This is a genomic window from Synechococcus sp. CS-205 (genome assembly GCF_025128255.1).
Classification (GTDB): Bacteria; Cyanobacteriota; Cyanobacteriia; order PCC-6307; family Cyanobiaceae; genus Regnicoccus_A.
In genome coordinates, this window is the sequence record NZ_JAHLZB010000030.1 from 1 (window position 1) to 25,114 (window position 25,114).

Annotated in this window: 19 protein-coding genes, 1 tRNA gene, 1 other RNA gene, 1 pseudogene and 1 riboswitch; of the genes and pseudogenes, 16 read left to right on the top strand and 6 right to left on the bottom strand. The window is 66.8% G+C overall.

Annotated elements, in window-relative coordinates; all coding sequences use genetic code 11:
- The 8 genes from KQ297_RS07705 to selD all read left to right on the top strand — a co-directional run.
- Nucleotides 1-1,445, top strand: a 1,445-nt coding sequence (locus KQ297_RS07705) for a hypothetical protein (RefSeq protein WP_259738908.1), incomplete at its 5' end; no start/stop codon positions are given.
- A 295-nt stretch (nt 1,446-1,740) separates the two neighbouring features.
- Nucleotides 1,741-3,180 (top strand): circularly permuted type 2 ATP-grasp protein, encoded by a 1,440-nt coding sequence (locus tag KQ297_RS07710; protein WP_259738921.1) that lies wholly within the window; start codon nt 1,741-1,743, stop codon nt 3,178-3,180.
- On the top strand, nt 3,174-4,211 hold the full coding sequence (locus KQ297_RS07715; protein WP_259738909.1) for an alpha-E domain-containing protein: 1,038 nt from the start codon (nt 3,174-3,176) through the stop codon (nt 4,209-4,211). The genes KQ297_RS07710 and KQ297_RS07715 overlap by 7 nt, the downstream gene beginning before the upstream one ends.
- On the top strand, nt 4,196-5,086 hold the full coding sequence (locus KQ297_RS07720) for a transglutaminase family protein (protein WP_185465637.1): 891 nt from the start codon (nt 4,196-4,198) through the stop codon (nt 5,084-5,086). Before KQ297_RS07715 ends, KQ297_RS07720 begins: the two co-directional genes overlap by 16 nt.
- Before the next feature lie 106 nt (nt 5,087-5,192).
- A complete protein-coding gene (locus KQ297_RS07725) occupies nt 5,193-7,646 on the top strand; it encodes a glycogen/starch/alpha-glucan phosphorylase (protein ID WP_259738910.1) in 2,454 nt (817 codons plus the stop codon).
- Nucleotides 7,647-7,659: 13 nt separating this feature from the next.
- Nucleotides 7,660-9,771 carry a transglutaminase family protein gene (locus KQ297_RS07730; RefSeq protein ID WP_259738911.1) on the top strand — a complete coding sequence of 704 codons (2,112 nt, stop codon included), beginning with the start codon at nt 7,660-7,662 and terminating at the stop codon, nt 9,769-9,771.
- The gene (gene galE / locus KQ297_RS07735) at nt 9,768-10,808 is read left to right on the top strand and encodes a UDP-glucose 4-epimerase GalE (RefSeq protein ID WP_259738912.1); all 1,041 of its coding nucleotides are present in this window, start codon (nt 9,768-9,770) and stop codon (nt 10,806-10,808) included. Before KQ297_RS07730 ends, galE begins: the two co-directional genes overlap by 4 nt.
- Nucleotides 10,771-12,951: a selenide, water dikinase SelD gene (selD, locus tag KQ297_RS07740; RefSeq protein WP_311133990.1), complete on the top strand. Its 2,181-nt coding sequence runs from the start codon at nt 10,771-10,773 to the stop codon at nt 12,949-12,951. The genes galE and selD overlap by 38 nt, the downstream gene beginning before the upstream one ends.
- Here the strand turns inward: selD and KQ297_RS07745 are convergent.
- Both KQ297_RS07745 and rimM read right to left on the bottom strand, forming a co-directional pair.
- Complete coding sequence (locus KQ297_RS07745) at nt 12,915-14,399, bottom strand: mannose-1-phosphate guanylyltransferase/mannose-6-phosphate isomerase (RefSeq protein WP_259738913.1); 1,485 nt, start codon at nt 14,397-14,399, stop codon at nt 12,915-12,917. The genes selD and KQ297_RS07745 overlap by 37 nt on opposite strands.
- A gap of 81 nt (nt 14,400-14,480) precedes the next feature.
- On the bottom strand, nt 14,481-15,029 hold the full coding sequence (rimM, locus tag KQ297_RS07750; RefSeq protein WP_185465833.1) for a ribosome maturation factor RimM: 549 nt from the start codon (nt 15,027-15,029) through the stop codon (nt 14,481-14,483).
- Nucleotides 15,030-15,115: 86 nt separating this feature from the next.
- Here rimM and KQ297_RS07755 point away from each other — a divergent pair, with 86 nt between their 5' ends.
- A complete protein-coding gene (locus KQ297_RS07755; RefSeq protein WP_259738914.1) occupies nt 15,116-15,331 on the top strand; it encodes an NAD(P)H dehydrogenase subunit NdhS in 216 nt (71 codons plus the stop codon).
- On the opposite strand, the gene rnc is transcribed toward KQ297_RS07755, so the two are convergent.
- Both rnc and rnpB read right to left on the bottom strand, forming a co-directional pair.
- Nucleotides 15,297-16,034 (bottom strand): ribonuclease III, encoded by a 738-nt coding sequence (rnc, locus tag KQ297_RS07760; protein ID WP_259738923.1) that lies wholly within the window; start codon nt 16,032-16,034, stop codon nt 15,297-15,299. The two genes, KQ297_RS07755 and rnc, sit on opposite strands and share 35 nt — an antisense overlap.
- 52 nt (nt 16,035-16,086) lie before the next feature.
- An RNA gene (gene rnpB, locus KQ297_RS07765) (RNase P RNA component class A) lies at nt 16,087-16,495 on the bottom strand.
- A gap of 48 nt (nt 16,496-16,543) precedes the next feature.
- On the opposite strand from rnpB, the gene KQ297_RS07770 reads away from it, so the two are divergent.
- From KQ297_RS07770 to KQ297_RS07780, 3 genes are all read left to right on the top strand, one after another.
- Nucleotides 16,544-16,617, top strand: a tRNA-Arg gene (locus KQ297_RS07770).
- An 86-nt stretch (nt 16,618-16,703) separates the two neighbouring features.
- Nucleotides 16,704-17,054 carry a hypothetical protein gene (locus KQ297_RS07775; RefSeq protein WP_185465650.1) on the top strand — a complete coding sequence of 117 codons (351 nt, stop codon included), beginning with the start codon at nt 16,704-16,706 and terminating at the stop codon, nt 17,052-17,054.
- 73 nt (nt 17,055-17,127) lie between these two features.
- Nucleotides 17,128-17,601: a hypothetical protein gene (locus tag KQ297_RS07780; RefSeq protein WP_259738915.1), complete on the top strand. Its 474-nt coding sequence runs from the start codon at nt 17,128-17,130 to the stop codon at nt 17,599-17,601.
- Nucleotides 17,602-17,616: 15 nt separating this feature from the next.
- On the opposite strand, the gene KQ297_RS07785 is transcribed toward KQ297_RS07780, so the two are convergent.
- Nucleotides 17,617-20,145: a glycogen/starch/alpha-glucan phosphorylase gene (locus tag KQ297_RS07785; protein WP_259738916.1), complete on the bottom strand. Its 2,529-nt coding sequence runs from the start codon at nt 20,143-20,145 to the stop codon at nt 17,617-17,619.
- A 241-nt stretch (nt 20,146-20,386) separates the two neighbouring features.
- Here KQ297_RS07785 and KQ297_RS07790 point away from each other — a divergent pair, with 241 nt between their 5' ends.
- Complete coding sequence (locus KQ297_RS07790) at nt 20,387-21,724, top strand: cation:proton antiporter (protein WP_259738917.1); 1,338 nt, start codon at nt 20,387-20,389, stop codon at nt 21,722-21,724.
- A 42-nt stretch (nt 21,725-21,766) separates the two neighbouring features.
- Here the strand turns inward: KQ297_RS07790 and KQ297_RS07795 are convergent, their stop codons facing one another.
- The gene (locus KQ297_RS07795; protein WP_259738918.1) at nt 21,767-22,063 is read right to left on the bottom strand and encodes a hypothetical protein; all 297 of its coding nucleotides are present in this window, start codon (nt 22,061-22,063) and stop codon (nt 21,767-21,769) included.
- 53 nt (nt 22,064-22,116) lie between these two features.
- Between KQ297_RS07795 and KQ297_RS07800 the strand changes: the two genes are divergently transcribed.
- From KQ297_RS07800 to KQ297_RS07810, 3 genes and pseudogenes are all read left to right on the top strand, one after another.
- Entirely contained in the window at nt 22,117-22,998 is an 882-nt protein-coding gene (locus KQ297_RS07800; protein ID WP_259738919.1) for an alpha/beta fold hydrolase, read from the top strand.
- Nucleotides 22,999-23,004: 6 nt separating this feature from the next.
- Entirely contained in the window at nt 23,005-23,883 is an 879-nt protein-coding gene (locus KQ297_RS07805) for a galactose mutarotase (RefSeq protein WP_259738920.1), read from the top strand.
- 46 nt (nt 23,884-23,929) lie between these two features.
- Nucleotides 23,930-24,051, top strand: a riboswitch (guanidine-I (ykkC/yxkD leader).
- A 26-nt stretch (nt 24,052-24,077) separates the two neighbouring features.
- Nucleotides 24,078-24,974, top strand: a pseudogene (locus KQ297_RS07810) (agmatinase family protein); the annotation flags it as partial.
- Nucleotides 24,975-25,114: the final 140 nt, after the last annotated feature.

Consider the following 25,114-nt stretch of genomic DNA (forward strand, 5'->3'; position numbering starts at 1 on the left):
CCTTCCTTGCGGCGGTACATGTGGAAAACTTGGCGCAGCTTTTCGGCTCAATCCAGCCGATTTGCGCACATTATACCGCCATAGCAGTGCCCAGATCCACTGCACTGCAAGCGGTCTGGAGATCTTCAGGAAGCCCTAAATTGGTGTCATGGCTGAGTCTGTTGAGTGTTGGGGCCTCGCCGTTGTGGCTTCACTACAGGCCCATGTTTCATTTTGACCAGCCCGGCCTGTTGGGCTATGTCCTTTGCATGTATGGCTACACAGTTCTGGCGAGGCAGGAGACGAGCCGTGCAGAGCAATCAAGAAACTCAATTGTATTCTTGGTGTGCTCTGCGATTGGCTGTTTGCTCGGTCGATCTTTCATTGCTGTATTTTTTCTGGCTGCAATCAGTATCACCCTTCAGTTTCGGCAGTCATCATCTCGACTGAGGAAACTCTCGTGGACAGCAACAGCATTGGGAGGCTCGCTCGTCATCGCTTCGGCGCTCTACGCAGCAGTTGTTGAGTGGATTCTCAACCGTAAGTCTGTTGCCTACGTTCAAGAGTCTATGGACAGTTCGGTCATTCAGTCGGCAATGCGTCGTCTCGGGCTTCCCATGGCCCAATGGCCAGACTCTCAGAAGCCACAACTGGAGTGGTCCAGTGCAATTCAGCAGTATCTTGAATGGATTGCCAATTTAATTCCTACATGGCCCTTTCTGTTGCTATTGGTGCTATCCCTGGGTTTGCTGTTTCGTCGACTTCTGCCATTGCCCAAGCGCCGGAATCGGGCCAAGCTTCCTGGTCTGGCCTTGCCTCAGGCCACTGAGCCCCGTCTCGGCGCTGAGATTCAACGACCATCTTCAGTCGATGCTCCCAGTCAGGTTCTGATGGCTTCATTCCTTGCGAGCCTTGCCTGGTTGTTGTTTTTCAAGAATCTGATTGTTTTTCACGATTACACAATGATATTCCTTATCCCATTCTTGGTGATTTTCGCTGCATTCGTTTATCGTTCGTTAATGTCCTGGCTTGAAGGGTCAATGCGGTCCCCAAGGCTGCGAGCATTGACCCTGTCCGCTTTGTTTTTGGTGTTGTCGTTCGTCTACGTAGACGGCTACCTGGACTCAGTTCGGGCCTGGAAGGTCGGCGATGGCCATGCTGCGCCCATGCACTCTTTTTACAAGGACATTGACGCCTTTAATTCCCTCTCCCGATCGGCTGAACCACCGGTGCTGATCAGGCGTGATGACGAGTGGATTTACAATTCTCCCTATGCCCAGGGCGTTCTGCTCGAGGGTGACATTGTTCTCGATCCAGGCGATGGTCGTGCTCAGCGGCTTCAGCCTCCTGGCTTCCCCATTCCAAGCCAGGCTCTCACTCAGGCAACCATCCGGTCCAAGCGGCAACTGGCCGCTGGCAGCCTGAAGCAGGTGTTTTACAGAGATCCTGTGTATTACGCCAGATAGGCAGCTCACTTGACAGCCTTTCTCGAGACCCTTTCAACGCGACCTCTTCGCTGACTCCTGATGGGTTGATGGAAAGACCCGGCCATCGCTGCGAACCGATGGACCCGCGGCCCCAATCGTGATGCAGGGGCATCAACGGTCCAGGTCAAGGGGGTCCCCCAGGGGCTGCACCCATCCCTTGGAGGCCGGGTGTGGATCTGAGCGCATCCCCCAGAGCCAGGCACATTCGGTAGCGATCACCACCAGACTTGTCAAGCTCGCTGCCCATGATCGACCCATGGCAACGCCTCCCTCGATGTTCACTGACTACAAGCCGAGCAAGGGTTACGACGAGTACTTCAGCGCCGCCGCCGAGCCGCGCTCGGCCCTGAGTCCCCTGCTCTCCTCCCTGGGGAAACTGGGCATCGAGGAGATCAACCGCAACCATGCCGCCGCCGGCACGCTGCTCAAACGGCTGGGCGCCACCTTCCGCCTCAATGGCTCCGGGGAACGGGGCGGTGAGCGCATCCTGCCCTTCGACCCCCTGCCGCGGTTGATCCGCTCTGGCGAATGGCAACGGCTCGAGCTCGGCCTGATCCAGCGTCTGGAGGCGATCGACTGCTTTCTGGGGGACGTCTACGGCGTCCAGAAAATCCTCAGCGATGGGGTCGTGCCTCGGGCCGATGTGGAGAGCTCCCAGGGCTGGCGGCCCCAGATGCAAGGTTTCAAGCCCCCCCTGGGCCGCTGGTGCCACATTTCCGGTCTGGACCTGATCCGCGACGGCCAGGGCACCTGGCGGGTGCTGGAGGACAACCTGCGCTGTCCCTCGGGGGTGGCCTATTTCCTGGAGAACCGCCGCGTGATGAAGCGGATGTTCCCCAGCCTGTTCGCGAGTCGTACGGTCCAGCCCATCGACGACTACCCCTCGCACCTGCTCGAGACCCTGCGCCAGCTCGCCCCCTGGACGGACACACCCAAGGTGGTGCTGCTTACCCCAGGGGTGTTCAACAGCGCCTATTTCGAGCACAGCTACCTGGCCCAGCAGATGGGCATCCAGCTGGTGGAGGGCCGGGATCTGGTCTGTGAAAGCAACCGGGTGTGGATGCGCAGCACCTCCGGCCTCGAGCCTGTCGATGTGATCTACCGCCGCATCGACGACGACTTCCTCGACCCTGCGGTGTTCCGTCCCGATTCGATGCTGGGCGTGCGCGGCCTGATGGAGGCCTACCGGGCCGGGCGGGTAGCGATCGCCAACGCTCCCGGCACGGGTGTGGCCGATGACAAGCTGATCTATGCCTATCTGCCGGAGATGATCCGCTATTACCTGGCAGAGGAGCCGATCATCGAGAATGTTCCCACCTACCTCTGCTCCAGGCCCGACGATCAGGCCTATGTGCTCGCCCATCTCGGTGAGCTGGTGGTCAAGTCGGTGGCGGAGGCCGGCGGTTACGGCATGCTGATCGGCCCCCATGCCGATCAGGCCGAGATTCTCTCGTTCGCCGACAAGATCAAGGCCGATCCCCGCAACTTCATCGCCCAGCCCACCCTGGAGCTCTCCACCGTGCCCTCCCTGAGCGAGGGAGAGCTCTACCCCTGTCACGTTGATCTGCGCCCTTACGTGCTGCGGGGCCGAAAAGCCTGGGTCAGCCCGGGGGGACTCACCCGCGTGGCGCTGCGCCGGGGTTCCCTGGTGGTGAACTCCTCCCAGGGCGGCGGCTGCAAGGACACCTGGATTGTGGATGAAAGCACATGCTGAGTCGCGTCGCTGAAGCGCTCTACTGGATCAACCGCTATGTGGAGCGGGCGGAGAACATCTCCCGCTTCCTGGAAGTGAGCGAGGCCATGGCCCTCGACTGTCCACCCGGCAGTGCCGAGCCCTGGCTCCCCCTGATCGACGCCAGCGGCGACCGCGAGCTCTTCGATCGCATCTTCCCCAAAGGGGGGCCTCAGGAGGTGGTGCGCTTCCTGGTCCAGGAGCAGGACAACCCCAGCAGCATCGTCAATTGCATCAGTGCGGCCCGGGAGAACTGCCGTCAGATCCGCGAAGTGATCACCACCGAGATGTGGGAGCAGATCAATGATCTCTATCTCACCCTGCTCGAGAGTGATCATTTCTGGCGGCTGCCCGATCAGGAGCAGCTCCACGAGGTCCGCAAATCCTGTCAGCTGTTCTATGGCATCACCGACGCCACCCTGAGCCGCGACCTGTCCTGGCAGTTCAGCAAGCTGGGGCGCCTGGTGGAACGGGCCGACAAGACCAGCCGCATCCTCGACGTCAAGTACTACTTGCTGCTGCCCAGCCCCGAAGAGGTGGGTGGTGTGCTCGACGAGCTGCAGTGGATTTCTCTGCTGCGCTCGGCAGGTGCTTACCAGATGTTCCGCCAGTCGCAGCAGCAGGGGATCACGCCCAAGGCCGTGGCCGAATTCCTGCTACTGGATCCCATCTTCCCCCGGTCAGTGCGCTACTGCCTTGAGGGCCTGAGCAAGTCCATGCGCGTGATCCGCGGCAATCCAGTGCCCGGCCCTCCCGATGATCTCGAGTGCCTCACCGGTCGGATGCTCGCCAGCTGGAGCTATGTGCGCATCGATGAGCTGGTGGCCCAGGGGCTGCATGAAGCGATCGACCGCTTCCAGAGCGATCTCAACCACCTGCATGGGCTGATCGACGCGAATTACTTCGTGGTGGCCTCTCCCATCGTGGAGCCAGCAGACACTGCAGCGGCCGGCGACTCCAGCCCCTCCCCCAGCACCGTCGTTCCTGCGTCCTCGGCATGCGCGCCCGCATAACCCACACCCTCAGCTACCGCTACAGCGCGCCTGTTCAGCTTGGTTCCCACCGGATCTGCCTCAAGCCCCGGGCCCATGGCTTCCAGAAGTTGCTCAGCTTCGATCTGTTCCTCTCCCCGGACCCCCATCGCCTCCATCCCCTGGTGGCCGCCAGTGGCGACGACATCCTGCGGGCCCGGTTCAGTGGTGCCACCGATTCCTTCGACATCCGCTCCCAGTGCGAGGTGGAGACCCAGGTGCCCCCCCTGCTGCAGGTCTGCCTGGAGGAGAACGAGCCGGTCCTTCCCTACCCGGTCGGTCATCTCAATGCCGACCTGCTCGGCAGCCTTGACGGCTGGCTCCCGAATGGCCAGCACGATCCCGCCGCCGTGGAGCTGGCCCAGGAGGCCCTGATGGGCAGTGATCAGCGGGCGCTGATGTTCCTGCAGCAGCTGGTGGAGATGATCCAGGACCGGGTCAAGTACACCCAGCGGCACGTGGGTCCGGCCTGGCCCGCGGGCCGCACGCTCAAGGAGCGGGTGGGCTCCTGCCGTGATCTGGCCGTGCTGATGATTGAGGCCTGCCGCTGCGTGGGGCTGCCGGCCCGTTTCGTGAGCGGGTATCACCTGGTGGAGCCCAGGCCTGAGCGCTACGACCTGCATGCCTGGGCCGAGGTGTACCTGCCGGGGGCCGGCTGGCGTGGGTTCGACCCCAGCGGCATGGGGGCGATCGACGATCGCTACATCCCCCTGGCCACCTCCTCCAAGCCCAACCTGGCCGCGGCCGTGATGGGCACCTTCAGCGGTCCTCCAGGGGTCACCAGCGAGATGCAATGGTCGATTGCGGCCGATGTGCTCAGCGAAGACCACACCGTGCCCAACCTGCTGCACTTCTGAGGCGAACCTGCAGGGAACCTGGAATGAACCTGAATCGGTAACCGTTCCAGCAGCGATGGGGTGGGCTCCCGCAGCATGAAGGGACGAGTTGTCCCGATCCGCCTCCATGGCAGCCAGCACAGTCCCTCCCACCGACCTCGGCGCGTCGCCCTCGCTGGACGGCCATGCTCTGGCCGAGGCGATGCGCCGGCATCTGTTCTTCACCCAGGCCAAGTCCCCGTCACTGGCCACCAACCACGACTACTACTGCGCCCTGGCGATGGCCGTGCGCGATCAGCTGCTGCAGAGCTGGGTCGACACCGCCGAGGCCTACACCCAGACCCGGGTGCGAACGGTGTCCTACCTCTCCGCCGAATACCTGCTCGGCCCTCACCTGGAGAACAACCTGGTCAACCTCGGGCTGCGTGAGGTCGCCCAGCAGGCCTGCGGCCTCCTGGGCCTCGACCTGATGGAGCTGATCGCCGAGGAGCCGGAACCGGGTCTCGGCAACGGCGGCCTGGGCCGCCTGGCGGCCTGTTTCCAGGAATCGATGGCCAGCCTCGAGCTGCCTGCGATCGGCTACGGCATCCGCTACGAATTCGGCATCTTCCGCCAGCAGATCCAGCGGGGCAGCCAGGTGGAGAATACCGATCCCTGGCTGGCCCAGGGCAATCCCTGGGAGGTGATCCGCCCGGAATGGACCTATCCGGTCACGATCGGAGGCCACACGGTGATCGGGGTGGCCTACGACACGCCGATCCTGGGCTATGGCGTCCATACCGCCAACACCCTGCGGCTCTGGTCGGCCCAGGCGCCGGAATCCTTCGACTTCGCCTCCTTCAACGCCGGTGACTACACCCGGGCGGTGCTGCAGAAGATCAATTCGGAGACCCTCTCGAAGGTGCTCTACCCGAATGACGAGACCGACCAGGGCAAGCAACTGCGCCTGAGTCAGCAGATCTTCTTCGTGAGCTGCTCCCTGCAGGACATGTTCCGCATCCTCAAAGGGCAGGGATTGCCCGTGACGGCCTTCCACACCAAATTCGCCGTTCAGCTCAACGACACCCACCCGGCCATCGCCGTGGCCGAACTGATGCGGCTGCTGATCGATGAGCACGGCGTCGACTGGGACACCGCCTGGTCGATCACCACGGCCTGCGTCAGCTACACCAACCACACCCTGCTGCCGGAGGCCCTCGAGACCTGGGGTGTCGATCTGTTCGAGCAACTGCTGCCACGCCAGCTGGAGATCATCTACGAGATCAATGCCCGCTTCCTGCGCATGGTGCGCATCCGCCATCCAGGTCAGCCGGCCCTGCTGGAGCGGATGTCGCTGATCCAGGAAGGCCCCTACCGCAAGGTGCGCATGGCCAACCTGGCGGTCGTGGGCAGCCATCGGGTCAACGGGGTGGCCGAGCTGCACAGCAAGCTGGTGCGTAAGGACCTCTTCGCTCCGTTCGTGGACCTGTGGCCCGAGAAGTTCATCAACGTCACCAACGGCGTCACCCCCAGGCGCTGGATCGCCGTGGCCAACCCATCCCTCTCGGGCCTGCTCGATGAGACGATCGGTAGCAGCTGGCGCCATGATCTCGCTGATCTCTCGCGCCTGGAGTCCTACGCCCACGACGGAGGGTTCCTGGAGCGCTGGCGCGGCATGCGTGATCTGAACAAACAACGCCTCTCCAACCTGATTCATCATCAGCTGGGTGTGCTGGTGGATCCCTCCTCCCTGTTCGATGTGCAGGTGAAGCGGATCCACGAGTACAAGCGCCAGCATCTGGCGGCCCTGCAGATCGTGGAGCGCTATCTGCGCATCCGTAACGGCGAGGACCTGCCGCCGCGCACCTTCATCTTCGGGGGCAAGGCGGCTCCGGGCTATTACATCGCCAAGCTGATCATCCGCCTGATCGGCGGAATCGCCGAGATCGTGAACATGGATCCGGCCATGGACGGCCGCCTGCGGGTGGTGTTCCTGCCCAACTTCAGCGTCAGCCTGGGGCAGAAGGTGTACCCGGCGGTGGATCTCTCCGAGCAGATCTCCACCGCGGGCAAGGAGGCCTCCGGCACCGGCAACATGAAGATGGCCCTGAACGGCGCGGTCACGATCGGCACCCTCGATGGCGCCAACATCGAGATCCGTGACCTGGTGGGTCATGAGAACTTCTTCCTGTTCGGCCACACCGCCGAGCAGCTGGAGGCGATCAACAGGGGCGGTTATCACCCGATGCCCTGGCTGGAGAACGATCCGATCGCGAGGGAGGCAATCGACCTGATCGGCTCAGGCCATTTCAGCGAGGGGGATCGCGATCTGTTCCATCCCCTGCTGGCCAACCTCTGCGGCAGCGATCCCTTCCGCGTCATGGCCGACATCGGCGACTATCGCCGGGCCCACAACGCTGTGGATGACGCCTGGCTCGATCCTGTCGGCTGGAGCCGCATGTCGCTGCTCAATTCCGCCCGCTGCGGCTTTTTCAGCAGCGACCGCTCGATCCGCGACTATGCAGAACGGATCTGGAACGTGGAATCGATGCCCATCAATGCCTGCACCGTGCTGCCCTCGGCCCAGCCGGGCTCCCGCTGACTCGATGGTTGTCATGGAGCCCATCGGGTCCCGCTGCGCGGAACCCAGCTGGATGGCCGCCACCGCCGCCGAAGCGGAGCGGCGCCTGAGCGCGGAGGGAATTCAGCTCACCCTCGGCGGTGAGCCCACGGTGGTGCCGATCGAACCCGAGGGGGCGGAGTGGTCGGTGGCTGCCGATGGCCCCACCAAGCTGCGCTATGCCCGGCGCCTGGCCGCCGAATTGCAGCGTCGGGTCTGGCCCGGCTGCACCTTGATGTACTGCCCGGGCAAGCGTTACGACGGCGAGGTCAACCCCCGTTGGGCCCTGCGCCTGATCGCCGCCCTCGACGGCACCCCTCTGGTGCACTGGCCCCAGCAGGCTCTCGCCGCAGCCCCCGCCGATCAGTCCGCTCCGTCGCCTTTGCCCGCCAAGCAGGCGGAGGACTTTCTCAAGGGGATCGGCAAGGCCCTCGGCTGTCGCGTTCACCCCCTGCGGCTGAGGGACCCCCTGGATCCCAGCTCGAAGGTCTGGGCTGTCCCCCTCTCCCACAGCACCCCGACAGACGACGAGCCCGACCTCCCCGAAGGCTGGCAGGCTGCCCGCTGGCCCCTGGACAAACCCCTGCGCGAGCTGCTGCCCGCCAGCGGTCCGGCGGGGTTGCGGCTGCCGTTGCAGCACTTCCCCGAAGGGGTGCTGCGACAGGTGCTCACCCTCGAGGTCAGCCCCCGTGGCTGGAACCTGTTTCTGCCTCCCCTGCCCCGCCAACCCCTCGAGCAGCTCCTGCAACTCATCGCAGCCGCCAGCTCAGGCTGGAGCCAGCCTGAGCTCAGTGGAGTTCTCCCCGCGGATCTCGATGGCCGCTGGAATGTGCTCGGCCTGACGGCCGATCCAGGCGTGCTGGAAGTGAATCTGCCGGTCTGCCACGGCTGGGCCGATTACAGCGGCTGGATCCGCACCCTGGCCGAAGCCTCGGCAGCGGTGGGGCTGCGCACCTGGAAGCAGGTGGGCGATCGGCAGGAGGGCACCGGTGGCGGGAACCACCTGCTCTGGGGCGGCCCCAGCCTCGAGACCAACCCCTTCTTCTCGCGGCCGGCCTGGCTCGTGGCGATTCTGCGCTTCTGGCAGCGGCATCCCAGCCTCTCCTACCTGTTCAGCAACAGTTCCGTCGGACCGGCCTCCCAGGCCCCCCGCCTCGATGAGGGCAGCGCCAGCGCCCTCGACCTGAACCTGGCCCACCGGGCCATCGAATCCCTCCCCGAGGGGGACCAGCGGATCCTGATCAGCGAGACCCTGCGCCATCTCCATGCCGACCGCAGCGGCAACACCCACCGCAGTGAGATCAGCTTCGACAAGTTCTGGAATCCTGCCTGGGCGGCCGGATGCCAGGGCCTGATCGAATTCCGCGCCATCGAAACTCTCCCGGACTCCGACTGGACCGCGGCCATCGCCCTGCTCTGGAGCGCCCTGGCGGCCCACCTGCTGGATCCGGCCCATCGCCCCACCCGGCTGGAGCCCTTCGGGGAGCGTCTGCACGATGCGATGCAGTTGCCCTCCGCCATCTGGTCCGACCTCAAAGCGCTGCTCGACCTGCTGGCCCTCGATGGCCTGCCGCTGGAACCAGAGCCGTACCGCGCGATCTGGGAGTGGCGTTTCCCCCTGCTGCTGAGCTGGGAGCGGGAGGGGGCACGGCTGGAGATCCGCCGGGCCCTGGAGCCCTGGCCGCTGCTCTGTGACACCCCCGTGCAGGGGGGCAGCACCAGCCGCTTCGTGGACAGTTCCCTGCAGCGACTGGAGTTCAAGGCCAATACGGCGTTCCTGCAGTCCTGTTCACTGCGGCTGAACGGCCGGGAGCTGCCACTGGGCGATGGCTGGCTGGGCCTGCGCTACCGCCACAGCCGCCTCTACCCCTCCCTGCACCCCTGCATCGATCCCCATCTCCCGTTGCAGCTGGAGATCGGCGGCCAGGCTTCGGCCCCCGACCGCTTCGTGCTCGGGGCACCCGACGCCGAGAGCACCGCCTTCGTGCCCGTCAGCGGGCTGGAGGACGGCCCCGACTCCGCCCCCGCCCTCGACTGGAGCCCCAGGGGCGGGCCATGGCCCGCCCCCGCCCCAGGACAACGCACCCTGGATCTGCGTCTGGCATGAGCCATCTGCTGATCACCGGGGGTGCCGGCTTCATCGGAAGCCACACCTGCCTGGTGCTGCTGGAGGCGGGCCACGAGCTGGTGGTGCTCGATGACTTCTCCAACAGTTCCCCTGAAGCGCTGCGGCGCGTCCGGGAGCTGGCGGGGCCTGCATCCGGGCAGCGGCTGCGGCTGGTCGAAGGCGATCTGCGCCGCCCCCAGGATTTGGAGCGGGCCTTCGCCGCGGCACCGATCGAGGCGGTGGTCCACTTCGCCGGCCTCAAGGCCGTGGGCGAATCGGTGGCCGATCCCCTGCGCTACTGGGACGTGAACCTCTGCGGCAGCCGCGCTCTGCTGGCTGCCATGGCCCGGGCCGGCTGCCGCACGATCGTGTTCAGCAGCAGTGCCACCCTCTACGGCGCCCCCGAAACGGTGCCGATTGCCGAGACCGCCCGGGTGGCTCCTGTGAACCCCTACGGCTACACCAAGGCGGCGGTCGAGCAGATGCTGGCGGATGTCTGCGCCAGCGAGCCGGGCTGGCGGGTGGCACGGTTGCGCTACTTCAACCCCGTCGGTGCCCACCCCAGCGGCCGCATCGGTGAGGATCCAGGCGGGATCCCCAACAACCTCTTCCCCTTCCTGACCCAGGTGGCGGTGGGGCGCCGGCCGCGGCTGCAGGTCTTCGGTTCCGACTGGCCCACCCCCGACGGCACCGGCGTCCGCGACTACATCCACGTGATGGACCTGGCGGAGGGGCACCGGGCGGCCCTGGAGGTGCTGCTGGGGGAGCCTCCCCAGCTGCTAACCCTCAACCTGGGCAGTGGCCGGGGCCATTCGGTTCTGGAGGTGGTGGCCGCCTTCGAGCGGGCCTGCGGCAGCCCCGTTCCCTGTGAGCTGGTGCCCAGGAGGCCAGGGGATGTGGCGGCCACGGTGGCGGATCCGTCGCTGGCGGGACAACGCCTGGCCTGGCGCACCCGCCGCGACCTTGACACCATCTGCCGCGATGGCTGGGCCTGGCAGAGTGCCAATCCCCTGGGCTATGGGCCACGTGGGGACTGAAGACACACTCCGGCAGCACCTGATCCTGGCCGGGGGTGGCCACAGCCATGCCCTGCTGCTGCGCCGCTGGGCGATGGAGGGGCCGCCCCGGGGGGTGCTGATCACCCTGGTCAGCCGCACCGGCACCGCGCTCTACAGCGGCATGGTGCCGGGCCTGATCGCCGGGCTCTTCAGCCGTCGTGAGGCGTCCATCGATCTGCGTCGCCTCTGCGACCGGGCTGGTGTTCGGTTCGTGCGAGCTGAGATCACCGGCCTCGATCCGGCCAAACGTGAGCTGCGGCTGGCTGGCCGTCCCCCGTTGCGCTGGGACCGGCTCAGCCTGGATGTGGGGGCCGTCACCCCAGGCTCCGGCGGGATGGCGATCAAGCCGCTGGAGCCGTTCCTGGCCTGGTCGGAGTCGCTGGTGCCCGGCGCTGCCGCCAGCCGGGTGCTGGGCGGGGGGGCGGCCGGGGTGGAGGTGGCCCTGGCGCTGAAGGCCCGGGGCCAGCGGGTGGAGCTGCTGCGACGCGGTGACCGCCTGGCCCTGGGCTCGCCGGCGGCCAACCGGGCCGGCGAGCGGATGCTGGCGGCGGCGGGCGTGCCCTTGCAGAACCCGGACCCCGGAGCTGACGCCGGTGCCCCGGCCGATGCTCCGGGTGCCCTGGTGCGCTGCACCGGCAGCCGGGCTCCGCGCTGGCTGGCGGCCAGCGGCCTGCCCTCGGACCAGGCCACGGGCCGGGTCCTCACCCAGGCCACTCTGGAGGTGGAGGGCCAGCCCGGCGTGTTCGCCTGTGGTGACTGCGGTCTGGTGCGCTCGGAGCCACGTCCCCCCAGTGGGGTCTGGGCGGTGCGGGTGGCCCCGTTGCTGGCGGCCAACCTGCGTCGCTCCCTGAGCGGTGAACCCCTGCGACGCTGGCACCCCCCGCGCCGTGCCCTGCAGCTGCTGGGGGATGGCGGAGCCGTTGATGGTCACCCCCGCGCCCTGGCCCTCTGGGGGCCGCTCTGCCTGGGTCCCTCCCGCTGGCTGTGGTGGTGGAAGGCCTGGATCGACCGCCGCTTCATCATCCGCTTCCAGTCCCTGGCCGCCATGGCCGAGGAGAGCCCCTGCCGCGGCTGCGCCGCCAAGCTGGGTGCCGCTCCCCTGCGGGGCGCGCTGGAGCGACTGGCTTTGACTGCTGCAGCCGGGTGGCCGGCGGATCAGGCTCCGCCAGGGGGTGACGACGCCGCTGTGATCGGCGGTTGTCTGGATGAAGGACTGGTGCTGCAGAGCCTCGATGGCTTTCCCGCCCTGGTGGGCGACGACTGGCTGAACGGGCGGCTCACGGCCCTGCATGCCTGCTCCGACCTCTGGGCCTGTGGCGCCCGGGTGGAGAGTGTTCAGGCCCTGGTGACCCTGCCGCGCGGAACGCCGGCGCTGCAGGAGGAGTGGTTGCTGCAGACCCTGGCCGGGGTGCGCTCCGTGCTCGATCCGCTCGGTGCCCGGCTGGTGGGGGGGCACACTCTGGAGCAGCACACCGCCGCCGAGGGTCTCAGCCTCGCCCTGAGCGTGACCGGCCGCTCTGAGCCAGGCCGCTTCTGGGCCAAGGGTGATCTGGCTGCCGGTGATCGGTTGCTGCTCAGCCGCCCGATCGGCAGCGGCGTGCTGTTTGCGGGAGCCATGGCCGGTGCGGCGGAGCCGGAGTGGATCGATGGAGCCCTGGAGGTGATGGCCCAGAGCCAGCAGCCGCTGGTGGAGCTGCTGGCCGCCCATGGCTGCCGTGCCTGCACCGATGTGACGGGGTTCGGGCTGCTGGGGCACCTCGGCGAGATGCTGCAGGCCGCGGCGGCTCCCCTGCGGGTGGAACTGGAGCCAGAGGCCCTGCCTGCCTTCCCCGGGGCGCTGGAGCTGCTGGAGCGGGGCTTCGCCAGCAGCCTGGCGTCCGCCAACCGCAGCGCCTGGGCGGAGCTGGAGAGCGGCAGGGTTCAGGCAGGGGCTCTCACCTCCCCCCTGCGGGAGCTGCTGATCGACCCCCAGACCTGTGGGCCGCTGCTGGCGTCAATGCCGGAGTCCGAAGCAGAGGCGGCCCTGCTGGCCGTGCGTTCGGCCGGATTCCCCGAGGCGGCCCTGATCGGAACCGTGCGGGCTGCTCAGCGCACCGGAAGGCTGATGTCCGAGCGTCCGTAGCGGTCCTGGAAGCGGACGATGTCGTCTTCGCCGAGGTAGGGGCCGCTCTGCACCTCGATCATCTCCACGGGAATCTTGCCCGGATTGGTGAGCCGGTGCCTGGCGCCGAGGGGGATGTAGGTGCTCTGGTTCTCCCCCACCAGCTCCTCGACGCCGTCCTTCTCCACCAGGGCCGTGCCCTGCACCACCACCCAGTGCTCGGCGCGGTGGTGGTGCAACTGCAGCGAGAGGCTGGCGCCGGGGTTGACCATGATCTTCTTCACCTGCCAGCGGCTGCCCTCGACGATGCTGTCGTAGGAGCCCCAGGGGCGGTAGATGCGGCGGTGGGCCTTGCCCTCGGGGCTGCCGCTGGCGGCGAGGCGGTTCACGATGGTCTTGACCTCCTGGGCGCGGTCGCGGTGGGCCACCAGCACCGCGTCATCGGTTTCGACCACCACCAGATCCTCCACCCCCAGACCCACCACAAGACGGTGCTCGCTGCGCAGGTAGCAGTTGCGCGAACCCTCGTTGATCACCCGGCCGCGCAGGACGTTGCCGTCGCCATCGCGGGTGCCCGTGTCCCAGAGGGCACTCCAGCTGCCCACATCGCTCCAGCCCGCCTCCAGGGGCAGCACGGCGCCCAGGCCCGTGCGCTCCATCACCGCCACGTCGATGGCGACATTGGGGCAGTTCGCGAAGGATTCCCGCTCCAGGCGCAGGAAGTCGAGGTCGGCACTGTCGTGGTCGATGGCGGCGCGGCAGCAGCTCACCACCTCCGGCGCCAGCCGCTCCAGCTCGGCGAGGATGGCGCTGGCGCGGAACAGGAACATGCCGCTGTTCCAGGTGAAGCGGCCGCTGGAAAGGAAGGCCTCGGCCGTGGCCGCATCGGGCTTCTCCACGAAGCGGGCGATCGGGGTGGGCACCGGGATCGTCGGCTCGCCTGCCCCAGGGGTGGCCTGGGGCAGGGGTTCCACCGCCTCGATGTACCCGTAGCCGGTTTCCGGTGCGGTGGGGACGATGCCGAAGGTCACCAGCAGCCCGCCCTCGGCGGTGGCGCGGCCGGCCTCGACGGTGGCGCGGAAGCGCGCGCCGTCCTGGATGACGTGGTCGGCGGCCAGTACCAGCAGCAGGGGATCCTCACCCTGGCTCGTGGCATGCAGGGCGGCGACGGCGATGGCCGGCGCCGTGTTGCGCCCGAGGGGCTCAAGCAGGATCGCGCCAGGTTCAACGCCGATCTGGCGCATCTGCTCGGCCACGATGAAGCGGTGGTCCTCATTGCAGATCAGCAGGGGTGCGGCCAGCTGGTTCAGCCCCTCGAGCCGCAACTGGGTCTGCTGCAGCAGGGTCTCCTCGCTGCTGCCGGCCAGGGGCCAGTACTGCTTGGGATAACTGGCTCGCGACAGCGGCCAGAGGCGGGTGCCGGTGCCGCCGCAGAGGATCACGGGCACGAGGGAGGACGCTGGGCTCATCGTCGGATCCACCTCAAAGAGGGCAGTGCTGGAGCGAATCCTATGGGGAACGTCCTGGAGCGCCAGCGGTCAGCCCCAGCCTCAGGTGTCGAGGAGCCCCGGCGGTGGCGTGATCTCCAGCCAGCCGCCGGCGATGTCCACCCGCGGCACGATCGCCTCCACGAAGGGAATCAGCGCCCGCCGGGCCGGCTCGCCGCTGAGCTCCACCTCCAGCAGGTCGTTGCCGGCATGGATCAGATCCACCACGGTGCCGATCACCTCACCCCTGGGGGCCAGCCGCACCTGCAGCCCCTGCAGGTCGAGCAGATGGAATTCCCCCTCCTGCAGGCGGGGCCGGTCGCCGGCCTCCACCAGCAGGTCGTGATGCACCAGGGCTTCTGCCTCTTCCCGGGTGCCGACCCCTTCCAGGCGCACCACGAACAACTCGCGGCCAGGCAGCTGGCGACCCGAGAGCAGGCGCACGGCGCGTGGCGACTCCTGGGAGCGGCGCAGCCAGCGCCGGCCCGCCCGGGTGAAGCGTTCGGGAAAGTCGGTGCGGGGCAACACCCTCAGTTCCCCCTGCAGCCCCTGGGCCGCCACCACCTTCCCCACCACCAGCCATGCCTCGGGGTCGTCCTGTTCGTTCACCATTCGCCCACCATCGGCGGCCCGGCCACCCATCTGCCCCCCATCCTGCCGATCGACTCGATAATGGATGCATCTTGTGTGGAGCCCCCATGGCCGCGGCTGATTCCTCCCCCGTGGATGCACCGGCAGGGGCGGCTCCAGTGCTGCCAGGCACCACCGTCGTGGTCCGGGATGTGCGCTCGATCTACAACGGCTACCGCGGCTTCGTGCAGCGCATCAGTGGCAGCCAGGCGGCAGTGTTGTTCGAGGGGGGCAACTGGGACAAGCTGGTCACGATGCCTCTGAAGACCCTGGAAGCGAGCTGATCTCCTGCGCCTGCGCCAGGGCCGAGCGGGCCGCCTGCTGCTCGGCGTCGCGGCGGGAGCCTCCCCAGCCTTCCCCCGCAGGTTGCCCGCCCAGCTGCACGCTGCAGTGGAAGCGGCGGGGATCGCCGTGGCGTCGGCTGCGTTCCTCGCAGTGATAGCTGGGCAGGCCGAGCCCCCGGGCCTGGCTCCATTCCTGCAGACCCGTCTTCCAGTTGTGGCGGTGGGGATCGGCCAACAGTTCCTCCGTGCTCCGCTGCCAGTGCCGGGTGAGCCAGGAGTGGATCGGCTCGAGGCTGCCGGTGGCCTCGTAGAGCCCCCCGATCAAGGCCTCGCAGATCTCGGCGCGGATGGTCCGCCGGGCTGCGCTGTCCCCCACGGCCAGGGGGCCGAGCCGGACCACCGTCTCGATTCCGCAGCGCTGTCCCAGTTCCGCCAGCCAGCGATCGCTCACCAGCTGGGCCCGCAGGGCCGAGCGCTGGCCGACACCCATGCTGCTGTGGTGCCGCTCGAGAAATTCCGCGGCCGCCAGCCTGAGCACGGCATCGCCGAGGAATTCCAGCCGCTCGTGGTCGATCGGGCGCCCCGCTGAGCTGTGGGTGAGCGCCTCCTCGATCGGAGCGAGGTCGAGATCGGGGGGCAGGGCCTCCGCCAGTCCGAGGTCCGCGAGGAACTGCACCAGGCGGCGGCGGCGCTCGTCACTCAGGGGCAAGGGGGCTTCGCGGAGGGCCAGGGGCCTCACTGCGGAGGCCCGAAGGGGTGAAAGCAGGACATAAGCCGGGTTCTGTTCCGGCCCGCCGGGGCGGACCGGGGTGGCCATCTGTCTGGGACCGCCGTTACCGACGGCCTCGAGCGGCGCACGTGTGTCGGGACGGGTGTCATGGCCAACCGTTGTCCCTGGGCCTTGCTCCCAGCCGGGGTTTACCGAGCCAGCACCTCTCGATGCTGCTGGTGCGCTCTTACCGCACCCTTGCACCCTTGCCTGTGCGCGGGGCCAGGCCCCGGCCATCGGCGGTGTGTTTCTGTGGCACTCTCCTCACGGTCACCCGCACTGGGCGTTACCCAGCAAGCCTGGCCATTGGGGAGCCCGGACTTTCCTCAACCGAAGCCGGATCCACCCGCCGAAGCCGGCGTCACCCCTTCGATCGCGACCACCTCGCCTGCTTTCGGAGCCGACTGTAGGTCGGGGGGGCTGAGCCCGATAATGGATCCGTTGGGGCTGTAGCTCAGCCGGATAGAGCGACGGTTTCCTAAACCGTAGGTCGTGGGTTCGAGTCCCGCCAGCCCCGTCCCGCCAGGTGGTATGGAACGCTACCGGTGGTGCCCTTCCCAAACAGGGCTCCGTGGCTAGCGTGGAAGTGGCCGTGAATCCTGCATGAACGAGCTTCACGATCTGCGTCTTCGCTTGCTGGTTCAGCAGGAGGGCGAGCGGATCGCCCGCAGCCAGCCCGATGAGCTCGATCTCTCCGTGGTCCAGGCCCGCTGCCTCTGCTGGCTGGCCTTGCTGGCTGAAGTCCACCAGGAGCAGTCGGTGGAGGCGGAACAACGGGGCGACATGGAGCAGGCCATGGGCTGGTTTGCCGATTCGATGCGCCTGCGCGATGTGATCCAGCTGGTGAGCTCGATCGAAATCCCCCTGCCCAGCCTTCAGGACGATGGCGAGGATGGCGACGGCGGGGACGACGATCAGCTGGACCTGCTCGGGCCCTTCGATCGCCTGGCCTGAGGCTGCTCGAGCCAGGAGCGGCGGCCCAGGACATCCAATGCCATGATGGGCGTCAAGGAACCAAGGGAGCGCGGTGCCCGAAGAGCCCTGCCAATGCCCTGACTGCCAGCGGTTCTATCGGGAACACGACCGATTGATCCGGGAGAATCCCACACTGCGGCAGCAGCAGGAACTGAACTGGGCGGCCCTGCAGTCGTTCCGCACCCTGGCTGGACGGGTGCTTGAAGAGCTGCAGAAGTCCCAGGGGGATGGAGAGGCTGAGCCGGCCACTGCTCCCCCGGCTGCTGCGTCCCCGGCAAGTGCCGCTGCGCCCGCTGAAGAGGACAACCTCCAGCAGGCGATCGGTGATCTGGAGAACATCAACGCCCACCTGTTCTCGATCGAAGCCCTGATGGAGCGGATCTTCGATGTGCGCGTCCCCGAGGATGTGGAGCAGAAATTCCGCGAGGTGGCCGGTGAGCTGGCTCCCGACCCCCTCAATGCCGACCGCCTGCGGCTGAACCGTCTGCTGCACCAGACCCCCGACCTGCCTGACCACAGGCCCTGAGGGGGTCAGTCAATCTCACGGTTCGTCGATTTCGCAGCTGATCGTGACCGGGAACGGTTCTGCCTGCCAGATCCTCTCGGCGTAGTCGCGAATCGAGCGATCGCTGCTGAAGAATCCCGTGCGCGCCGTGTTGAGCAGCGACATGCGGTTCCAGGTGGTGCGGTCACCCCACGTCTGGCTGACCGCCTGCTGGGCGCGCATGTAGTCGCTGAAGTCGGCCATCACGTAGTAGGGATCGCGGCCGGTGAGGTTTTCCAGCAGGGGCTTGAACAGTTCAGTGTCGCCATTGCTGAAGTGCCCCTGCTCCACCAGCTGCAGCACCTCCGGCAGTTCAGGGATGCTGGCGATCAGCTCCCAGGGGCGGTACCCCTGCGCGCGCACGGCCTCGATGCCATCGGTGGTGTGACCGAACAGGAAGAAGTTCTCGGCGCCCACCTGCTCGCGGATCTCCACGTTGGCCCCATCGAGGGTGCCGATCGTGAGTGCCCCGTTCATGGCGAATTTCATGTTGCCCGTGCCTGAGGCCTCCAGTCCGGCGGTGGAGATCTGCTCCGAGAGGTCCGAGGCCGGATACACCCGTTGGCCGAGTGTGACGTTGTAATCGGCCAGGAACACCACCCGCAGGCGGCCGTCCATGTCGGGGTCGGCATTCACCGTCTCGGCGATGCCGTTGATGAAGCGGATGATCAGCTTGGCCATGTAATAGCCCGGAGCCGCCTTCCCTCCGAAGATCACGGTGCGGGGGGCGAGGTCGTCGCCGAGCCCGTTCTTGATGCGCAGGTACTGAGCGATCACCTGCAGCGCATTGAGGTGTTGGCGCTTGTACTCATGAATCCGCTTCACCTGCACGTCAAACAGGGAGGAGGGATCCACCAGAAGGCCGCTCTGGCGGTGGATGTAGTGGGCCAGCTGACGCTTCACGGCCAGTTTGGTCTCTCCCCAGCGCTCCAGGAATGCGCTGTCGTTCTGGAAGGCCTCCAATCGGCGCAGTTCATCGAGGTTGCACACCCAGTCCTGGCCGATCACCTCATCGAGCAGCTCGCGCAGAAGTGGGTTGGCGAGGGCGATCCAGCGCCTGGGGGTGACGCCGTTGGTGACGTTGGTGAACTTCTCGGGCCAGAGGGCGGCGAATTCGGGGAAGAGCTGAGTGCGCACCAGCTCGCTGTGCAGGGCGGCCACGCCATTGACATGGTGGGACGCCACGGTGGCCAGGTGGGCCATCCGAACCGCCTTGCCATTGGTCTCGTCGATGATCGAGACACTGCGCAGCATCGCGTCGTTGCCCGGATACTTCAGGCGCACCGACTGCAGGAAGCGGCGGTTGATCTCGAAGATCAGTTCCAGGTGCCGCGGCAGGAGTGAGCCGAACAGATCCAGCCCCCATTTCTCCAGGGCTTCCGGCAGCAGGGTGTGGTTGGTGTAGGCCAGCGAGCGGGTGGTGATGTCCCAGGCGGCATCCCAGCTCAGATGCTTGTGGTCGATCAGCAGCCGCATCAGTTCGGCCACGGCGATGGCTGGATGCGTGTCGTTCAGCTGCACCGACCAATGGTCGGGGAAGTCGCTGATCGGCAGATCACGCAGTTCCAGACTGCGCAGCATGTCCTGCAGGGAGCAGCTCACGAAGAAGTGCTGCTGCTTGAGCCGCAGGCGCCGGCCCTCATCGGTGCCGTCGTTGGGGTACAGCACTTTGGAGAGGGTTTCGGAGCCCACCTTCTCCTCCACGGCTCCGTAGTAATCGCCGATGTTGAAGGCGTAGAAATCGAAGCTCTCGGAGGCTTCCGCCTGCCAGAGCCGCAGGCGATCGCAGGTGTTCACCCGGTAGCCGAGCACCGGCACGTCGTGGGGAACGCCGATGGCGTGCTCAGACGGAATCCAACGCACCCGGTAATCGCCTTCGCTGTCGCGATAGCTCTCGGTGCGGCCGCCGAAGCCCACGAAGCAGGCCTGGTCGGGGCGCGGCAGCTCCCAGGGCCAGCCGCTCTTGAGCCATTTGTCGGTGATCTCCACCTGCCAGCCATCGCGGATCAGCTGGTCGAAGATTCCGAATTCGTAGCGGATGCCGTAACCGGTGGCGGGAATCTCCAGGCTGGCGAGGGATTCGAGGTAGCAGGCCGCCAGGCGCCCGAGGCCGCCGTTGCCCAGGCCCGGTTCCTCTTCCACCTCGAGAATCTCCTCGAGCGAATCGATCCCGAAGCGGCGGAGGGCTTCGCTGGCTTCATCCTGGATGCCGAGCATCAGCAGGTTGTTGCCCAGCTGAGGTCCGATCAGGAATTCTGCCGAGAGGTACGCCACCACGCGGGTGGGGGTGGCCGAAATCGCCTCGATCCCTGCCAGGTAGCGGGTCATCAGCCTGTCGCGCACCGCGTAGCTCAGGGCCACGTAGAGGTCGTGGTGGCTGGCGGTGGGGGCGAGCTTGCCGAGCGTGTAGAAGAGGTGCTCGGTCATGCCGTCGAAGACGCCATCGGCCGTGAGGCCGCTGCGATCAGGGTCGGCAAAGCACCCCGGAGTGGGCAGCCTCAGCTGGCTGGGCGAAGCGTCGGTCATGGCGGCGGTACGAAGGGGGTTGAGCGGCGAAGCTGAACAGCGGTCGGCTCTGAAATGCGATGCCGGTCCGATCCGTGCGCCGAACCAGTGTGGCCCAGTCCGGAACGGGTTGCTCCGGCGGCCATTCGGTGTGAATTCACTGATGGTGGCTGGAGATCGGTCTGGACGGATTCCCATCACCGTTGTTGATCCCGTCTAACGTCGCGGCCAACTTCATTGAAGTGCCGCATCCCCGGCCTGCATGACCTTCCCGACCCTGCTGCTCGAAATCGGCAACCACAACGCGGAGGTGGCCGAAACCCTGATCGGGGTGGGCCGTTTCCTGTTGATTTTCCTGGCCGCTCGCACCCTGGCCGAGCTGATGGTGCGGCTGCAGCTCCCCACGATCCTCGGTGAGCTGGTGGCGGGGGTGCTGATCGGACTCTCTGGCCTGCACCTGATCCTTCCCCCCGACACCGGGGCGGAGCTCAGCAACTGGTTCACCTCCACCGTCGCCTCTCTCTCGTCCTTGCCGGCGGAGACGGTCCAGTCGATCTACATCGAGACGTTCCCCAACCTGCAGTCGGTGGCCACCCTGGGTCTGTTCGCGCTGCTTTTCCTCACGGGCCTGGAGAGCGAGCTCGATGAGCTCGTGGCGGTTGGAGCGCAGGCCACCACCGTGGCCTGCACCGGGGTGGCCCTGCCCTTTGCCCTGGGCACCTTCGGACTTCTCTATCTCTTCCACGTGCCCCTGATTCCGGCGATCTTTGCCGGCGCAGCGATGACCGCCACCAGCATCGGCATCACCGCCAGCGTCTTCGGCGAGCTCAAATATCTCAAGACCCGCGAAGGCCAGACGGTGATCGGGGCCGCCGTGCTCGATGACATCCTTGGCATCGTGATCCTGGCGGTGGTGGTGGCCGTGGCCGGCGGCGGGGCCCTGGAAATCGGCCCGATCCTCAAGCTGCTGGTCGCCGCGGCCATGTTCGTGGCCCTTTCCCTGTTCCTCAGCCGCACCGCTGCCCCGGCCTTCGACTGGCTGCTTGATCTGCTCAAAGCACCCGGGGAAGTGGTGGTGGCCTCCTTCGTGGTGCTCTGCCTCTGCTGCTTCGCTGCCCAGGCCATCGGCCTTGAGGCGGCACTGGGAGCCTTTGCCGCCGGTCTGATCCTGAGTGGCTCCCGCCACACCCATGCGATTCAGGAAACCGTGAAGCCGCTGGTGTCGTTGTTCGCCACCATCTTCTTCGTGCTGATCGGCACCAGCATGGATCTCACGGTGCTCAATCCGATGGATCCGACCAACCGCCCCGGCCTGGTGATGGCCGCCTTTCTGCTGGTGGTGGCGATCATCGGCAAGGTGGCCTCCGGCTGGACCTACTTCAGCAAGGAGAAGACCAATCGCCTGGTGGTGGGTCTGGGCATGATGCCCCGCGGTGAAGTCGGCCTGATTTTCCTGGGACTGGGCACCCAGGCCGGCCTGCTCACCCCGCCTCTGGAGGCTGCGATCCTGCTGATGGTGATCGGCACCACCTTCCTTTCACCGATCCTGCTGCGGGTGGTGCTCAGTCGCGAAGAGAACCTGGCCGAACAGCCTGCCTGAGCTTCAGAGCCTTGCCTTCCGGTGCTGCTCTGCTGGTGCGACTCAGCTCTGATCGCGGCGCGAGGCCAGGCTCCAGAAGGCTCCGGCCAGCACCGCCATCAGTCCCAGGCTGGCGGCCCAGCTGGGGCTCAGAGCCCAGCTCAGCCCCAGCTGGGTGATCCCCCCCACAGCAAAGGCCAGCAGCACGCTGCTCAACACCAGCACGATCTGCCGCAGCCCTTCCGGAAGCGGCCCCATGGCGAGGGCCTCATCCAGCCGGGTGAGCGGTACCGAGAGCGGCAGATACAACGCCAGTGCCCACAGGGCCGTTCCCGGCAGCAGGCTGGACCAGTCGAGCACGGAGCGAACCCCCCGAAGTGATCCCTAGCATCGACGACCAAGCCACTCCTGCGTTGATCGGCCTCCGCCTCGAGTCCTGGACCCATGGCGGTCATGGGGTCCATGCCCTGGCCAGCCGACCGCCGAAGCCCGAGGGGCCTGCTCTGCTGCTGGTGCATGGTTTCGGGGCCTCCACCGACCACTGGCGCTACAACATTCCGGTGCTGGGTGAGCGCCATGAGGTGCACGCCATCGACCTGCTGGGCTTCGGGCGCAGTGCCAAGCCGGAGGGTCTGCCCTACGGAGGGGGGCTGTGGCGTGATCAGCTCGTGGCCTACGTGCGCGAGAGGATCGGGCGACCGACGGTGCTGGTGGGCAACTCCCTCGGTGGATTCGCGGCCCTGGCGGCGGGGGTGGCCCTGGGCCGCGAGGCGGCCGGTGTGGTGCTGATCAATGCCGCCGGTCCCTTCAGCGATGAGCAGGCCGAGCCGAAGGGCTGGGGCGCCATCGCCAAGCGAACGATCGGCGGCGCCCTGTTGCGCAGCCCTGTGCTGCAGCGGCTGCTGTTCGAGAACCTGCGGCGCCCCGCCACGATCCGGCGAACCCTGAACCAGGTCTACATCGATCGCACCAACGTGAACGACGAGCTGGTGGAGGCGATCCGGCGGCCGTCACTGGACCCGGGGGCCTTCGGGGTGTTCCGCACCGTCTTCGACATTCCCCGCGGCCAGCCCCTCGATCAGCTCTTTGCCCAGCTCCGCTCTCCCCTGCTGTTGCTCTGGGGCATCCGCGACCCCTGGATCAACGCCGCCGGACGACGCGCCGCTTTCCAGAGGCACGCTCCGGCCGCCACCACCGAAGTGGTGCTCGACGCCGGCCACTGCCCCCACGATGAAGTGCCCGAGCAGGTGAACGCCGCCCTGCTGGAGTGGCTCTCAACTCTGCCTGAGGCCTGATCCCCCATGCCCCTGACCCACCGCACCACGCCCTACCCGCACTGGGAATTCAGCGCTGCTGCCGGTGGTGATCTCCTGCGGCTGGTGCCGGAGCGGGGCGGCTTGCTCAGTGGCTGGCGCTGCAATGGGCGCGAGCTGCTCTACCTCGATGAGGCCCGCTTCGCTGATCCGGCCCTCTCCGTGCGGGGCGGCATGCCGGTGCTGTTCCCGATCTGCGGCAACCTGCCGGGCGATCAGCTGCCGCTGCCCCAGGGCTGCTTCACCCTCAGGCAGCACGGCTTCGCCCGCGATCTGGCCTGGGAGCTGGAGGAGCTGAAAGGCGGCGATGGTGTGGGCCTGACCCTTGCCGACAGCTCCGCCACTCAGGCGATGTTCCCCTTCTCCTTCCGGCTGCAGCTGGAGCTGCGCCCTGAGCCGGGGGCCTTGGCGATCGCCGTGCTGGTGCACAACCCCGGGCCGGTGCCGCTGCCATTTGCCCTTGGCTTGCATCCTTACTTCGCCGTGTCCTCCCTGGCGGCGGCGGCGCTGGAGGGGCTGCCGGACCACTGCTTCGATCACGGCACCATGGCGCCCGCCGCCACCGCTCCTCTGCTGGAGCAGCTGGAGCAGGGCATTGACCTGCTGGCGGAGCCCGGTGGTCCGGTGCGCTTGCTGGACCGTCAGGCGGGGGTGGCGCTGGAGCTCCAGGCCGAGGCCCCCTTCGATCTGGCGGTGGTCTGGAGCGATCCCCCCCGGTCGATGGTCTGCCTGGAGCCCTGGACGGCACCTCGGGGCGCCCTGCTCAGCGGTGAGCGGCGGCTGGAGCTTGCCCCCGGGCAGACCTGCCGGCTGGCCTGCCGCTATGGCCTGATCACCTGCCTCGATCGCCGGTCCACTCCCCGGTAGCGGTGGCCACATCGCCGCCGCGGCGCCGGGGTGATGGTTTGACGGCGGAAGCAGTTTCTAGGGTTCCGGTTGGCATCAGTTCGCCTTGGCGAGCCGGTTGCAGCGTCTGGTCCGAGAGAAGCTCACCGGGGTCACCCGGTTGCACGGAGGGATAAAAGCCCGGGAGACCGCAACCCCCACCTCCGTGTTGTGCCATGACAGCATCACCAGGCCCAGAAGGGGCCTTTGACCGGCGTACCCAGGACACACCTGCTGGCCGTCAGGGCGCCGAAGCGCTTGAGAAGGAGGGCCGCCTCCCCCTCACCGGCTGGCAGCAGGAGGTGGATCAGGGGCTGCGCTATGGCCTGGAGGCCGCCGAGAGCATCGTCGATCGGCGCATCTCCACCTTCTCGCGTGGCGAGCTGCCCCATTACGCGGGCATCAACACCTTCATGAAGGCGCCCTACATCGAAGACGTGAACCGCGTCGGCGAGTTTGATGTGGCGATCCTGGGGGTACCCCACGATTCCGGCACCACCTACCGCCCCGGCACCCGCTTCGGGCCCCAGGGCATCCGCCGCATTTCCGCCCTCTACACCCCCTACAACTACGAGATGGGGGTGGACCTGCGTGAGTCGATCAAGCTCTGCGATGTCGGCGACATCTTCACGATTCCCGCCAACAACGAGAAGAGTTTCGATCAGATCTCCAAGGGCGTGGCTCATGTGTTCGCCAGTGGAGCTTTCCCGATCATCCTCGGTGGCGATCATTCGATCGGCTTCCCCACCGTGCGGGGGGTGTGCCGCCACCTGGGCGACAAGAAGGTGGGGATCATCCACTTCGATCGCCACGTCGACACCCAGGAGATCGACCTCGACGAGCGGATGCACACCTGTCCCTGGTTCCATGCCACCAACATGGCCAATGCACCCGCGCCGAACCTGGTGCAGCTGGGGATCGGCGGCTGGCAGGTGCCGCGCGAGGGGGTGAAGGTCTGCCGGGAGCGGGGCACCAATGTGCTCACCGTGACCGACATCTGCGACATGGGCCTGGAGGCGGCGGCCCAGTTCGCGATCGAGCGTGCCACCGACGGCACCGACTGCGTCTACATCGGGCCTCCTGAAAAAGCTATTGCTCGGGCCAGCCTCTGATCCAGAGATGCCTGCGCCGTGATCATCTCAGCATGTAGCCAAACTCAGTCCCGATGAAATGAGCGGCGTGGGGCGCCTCTCAGAGGCGATACATGCCATTA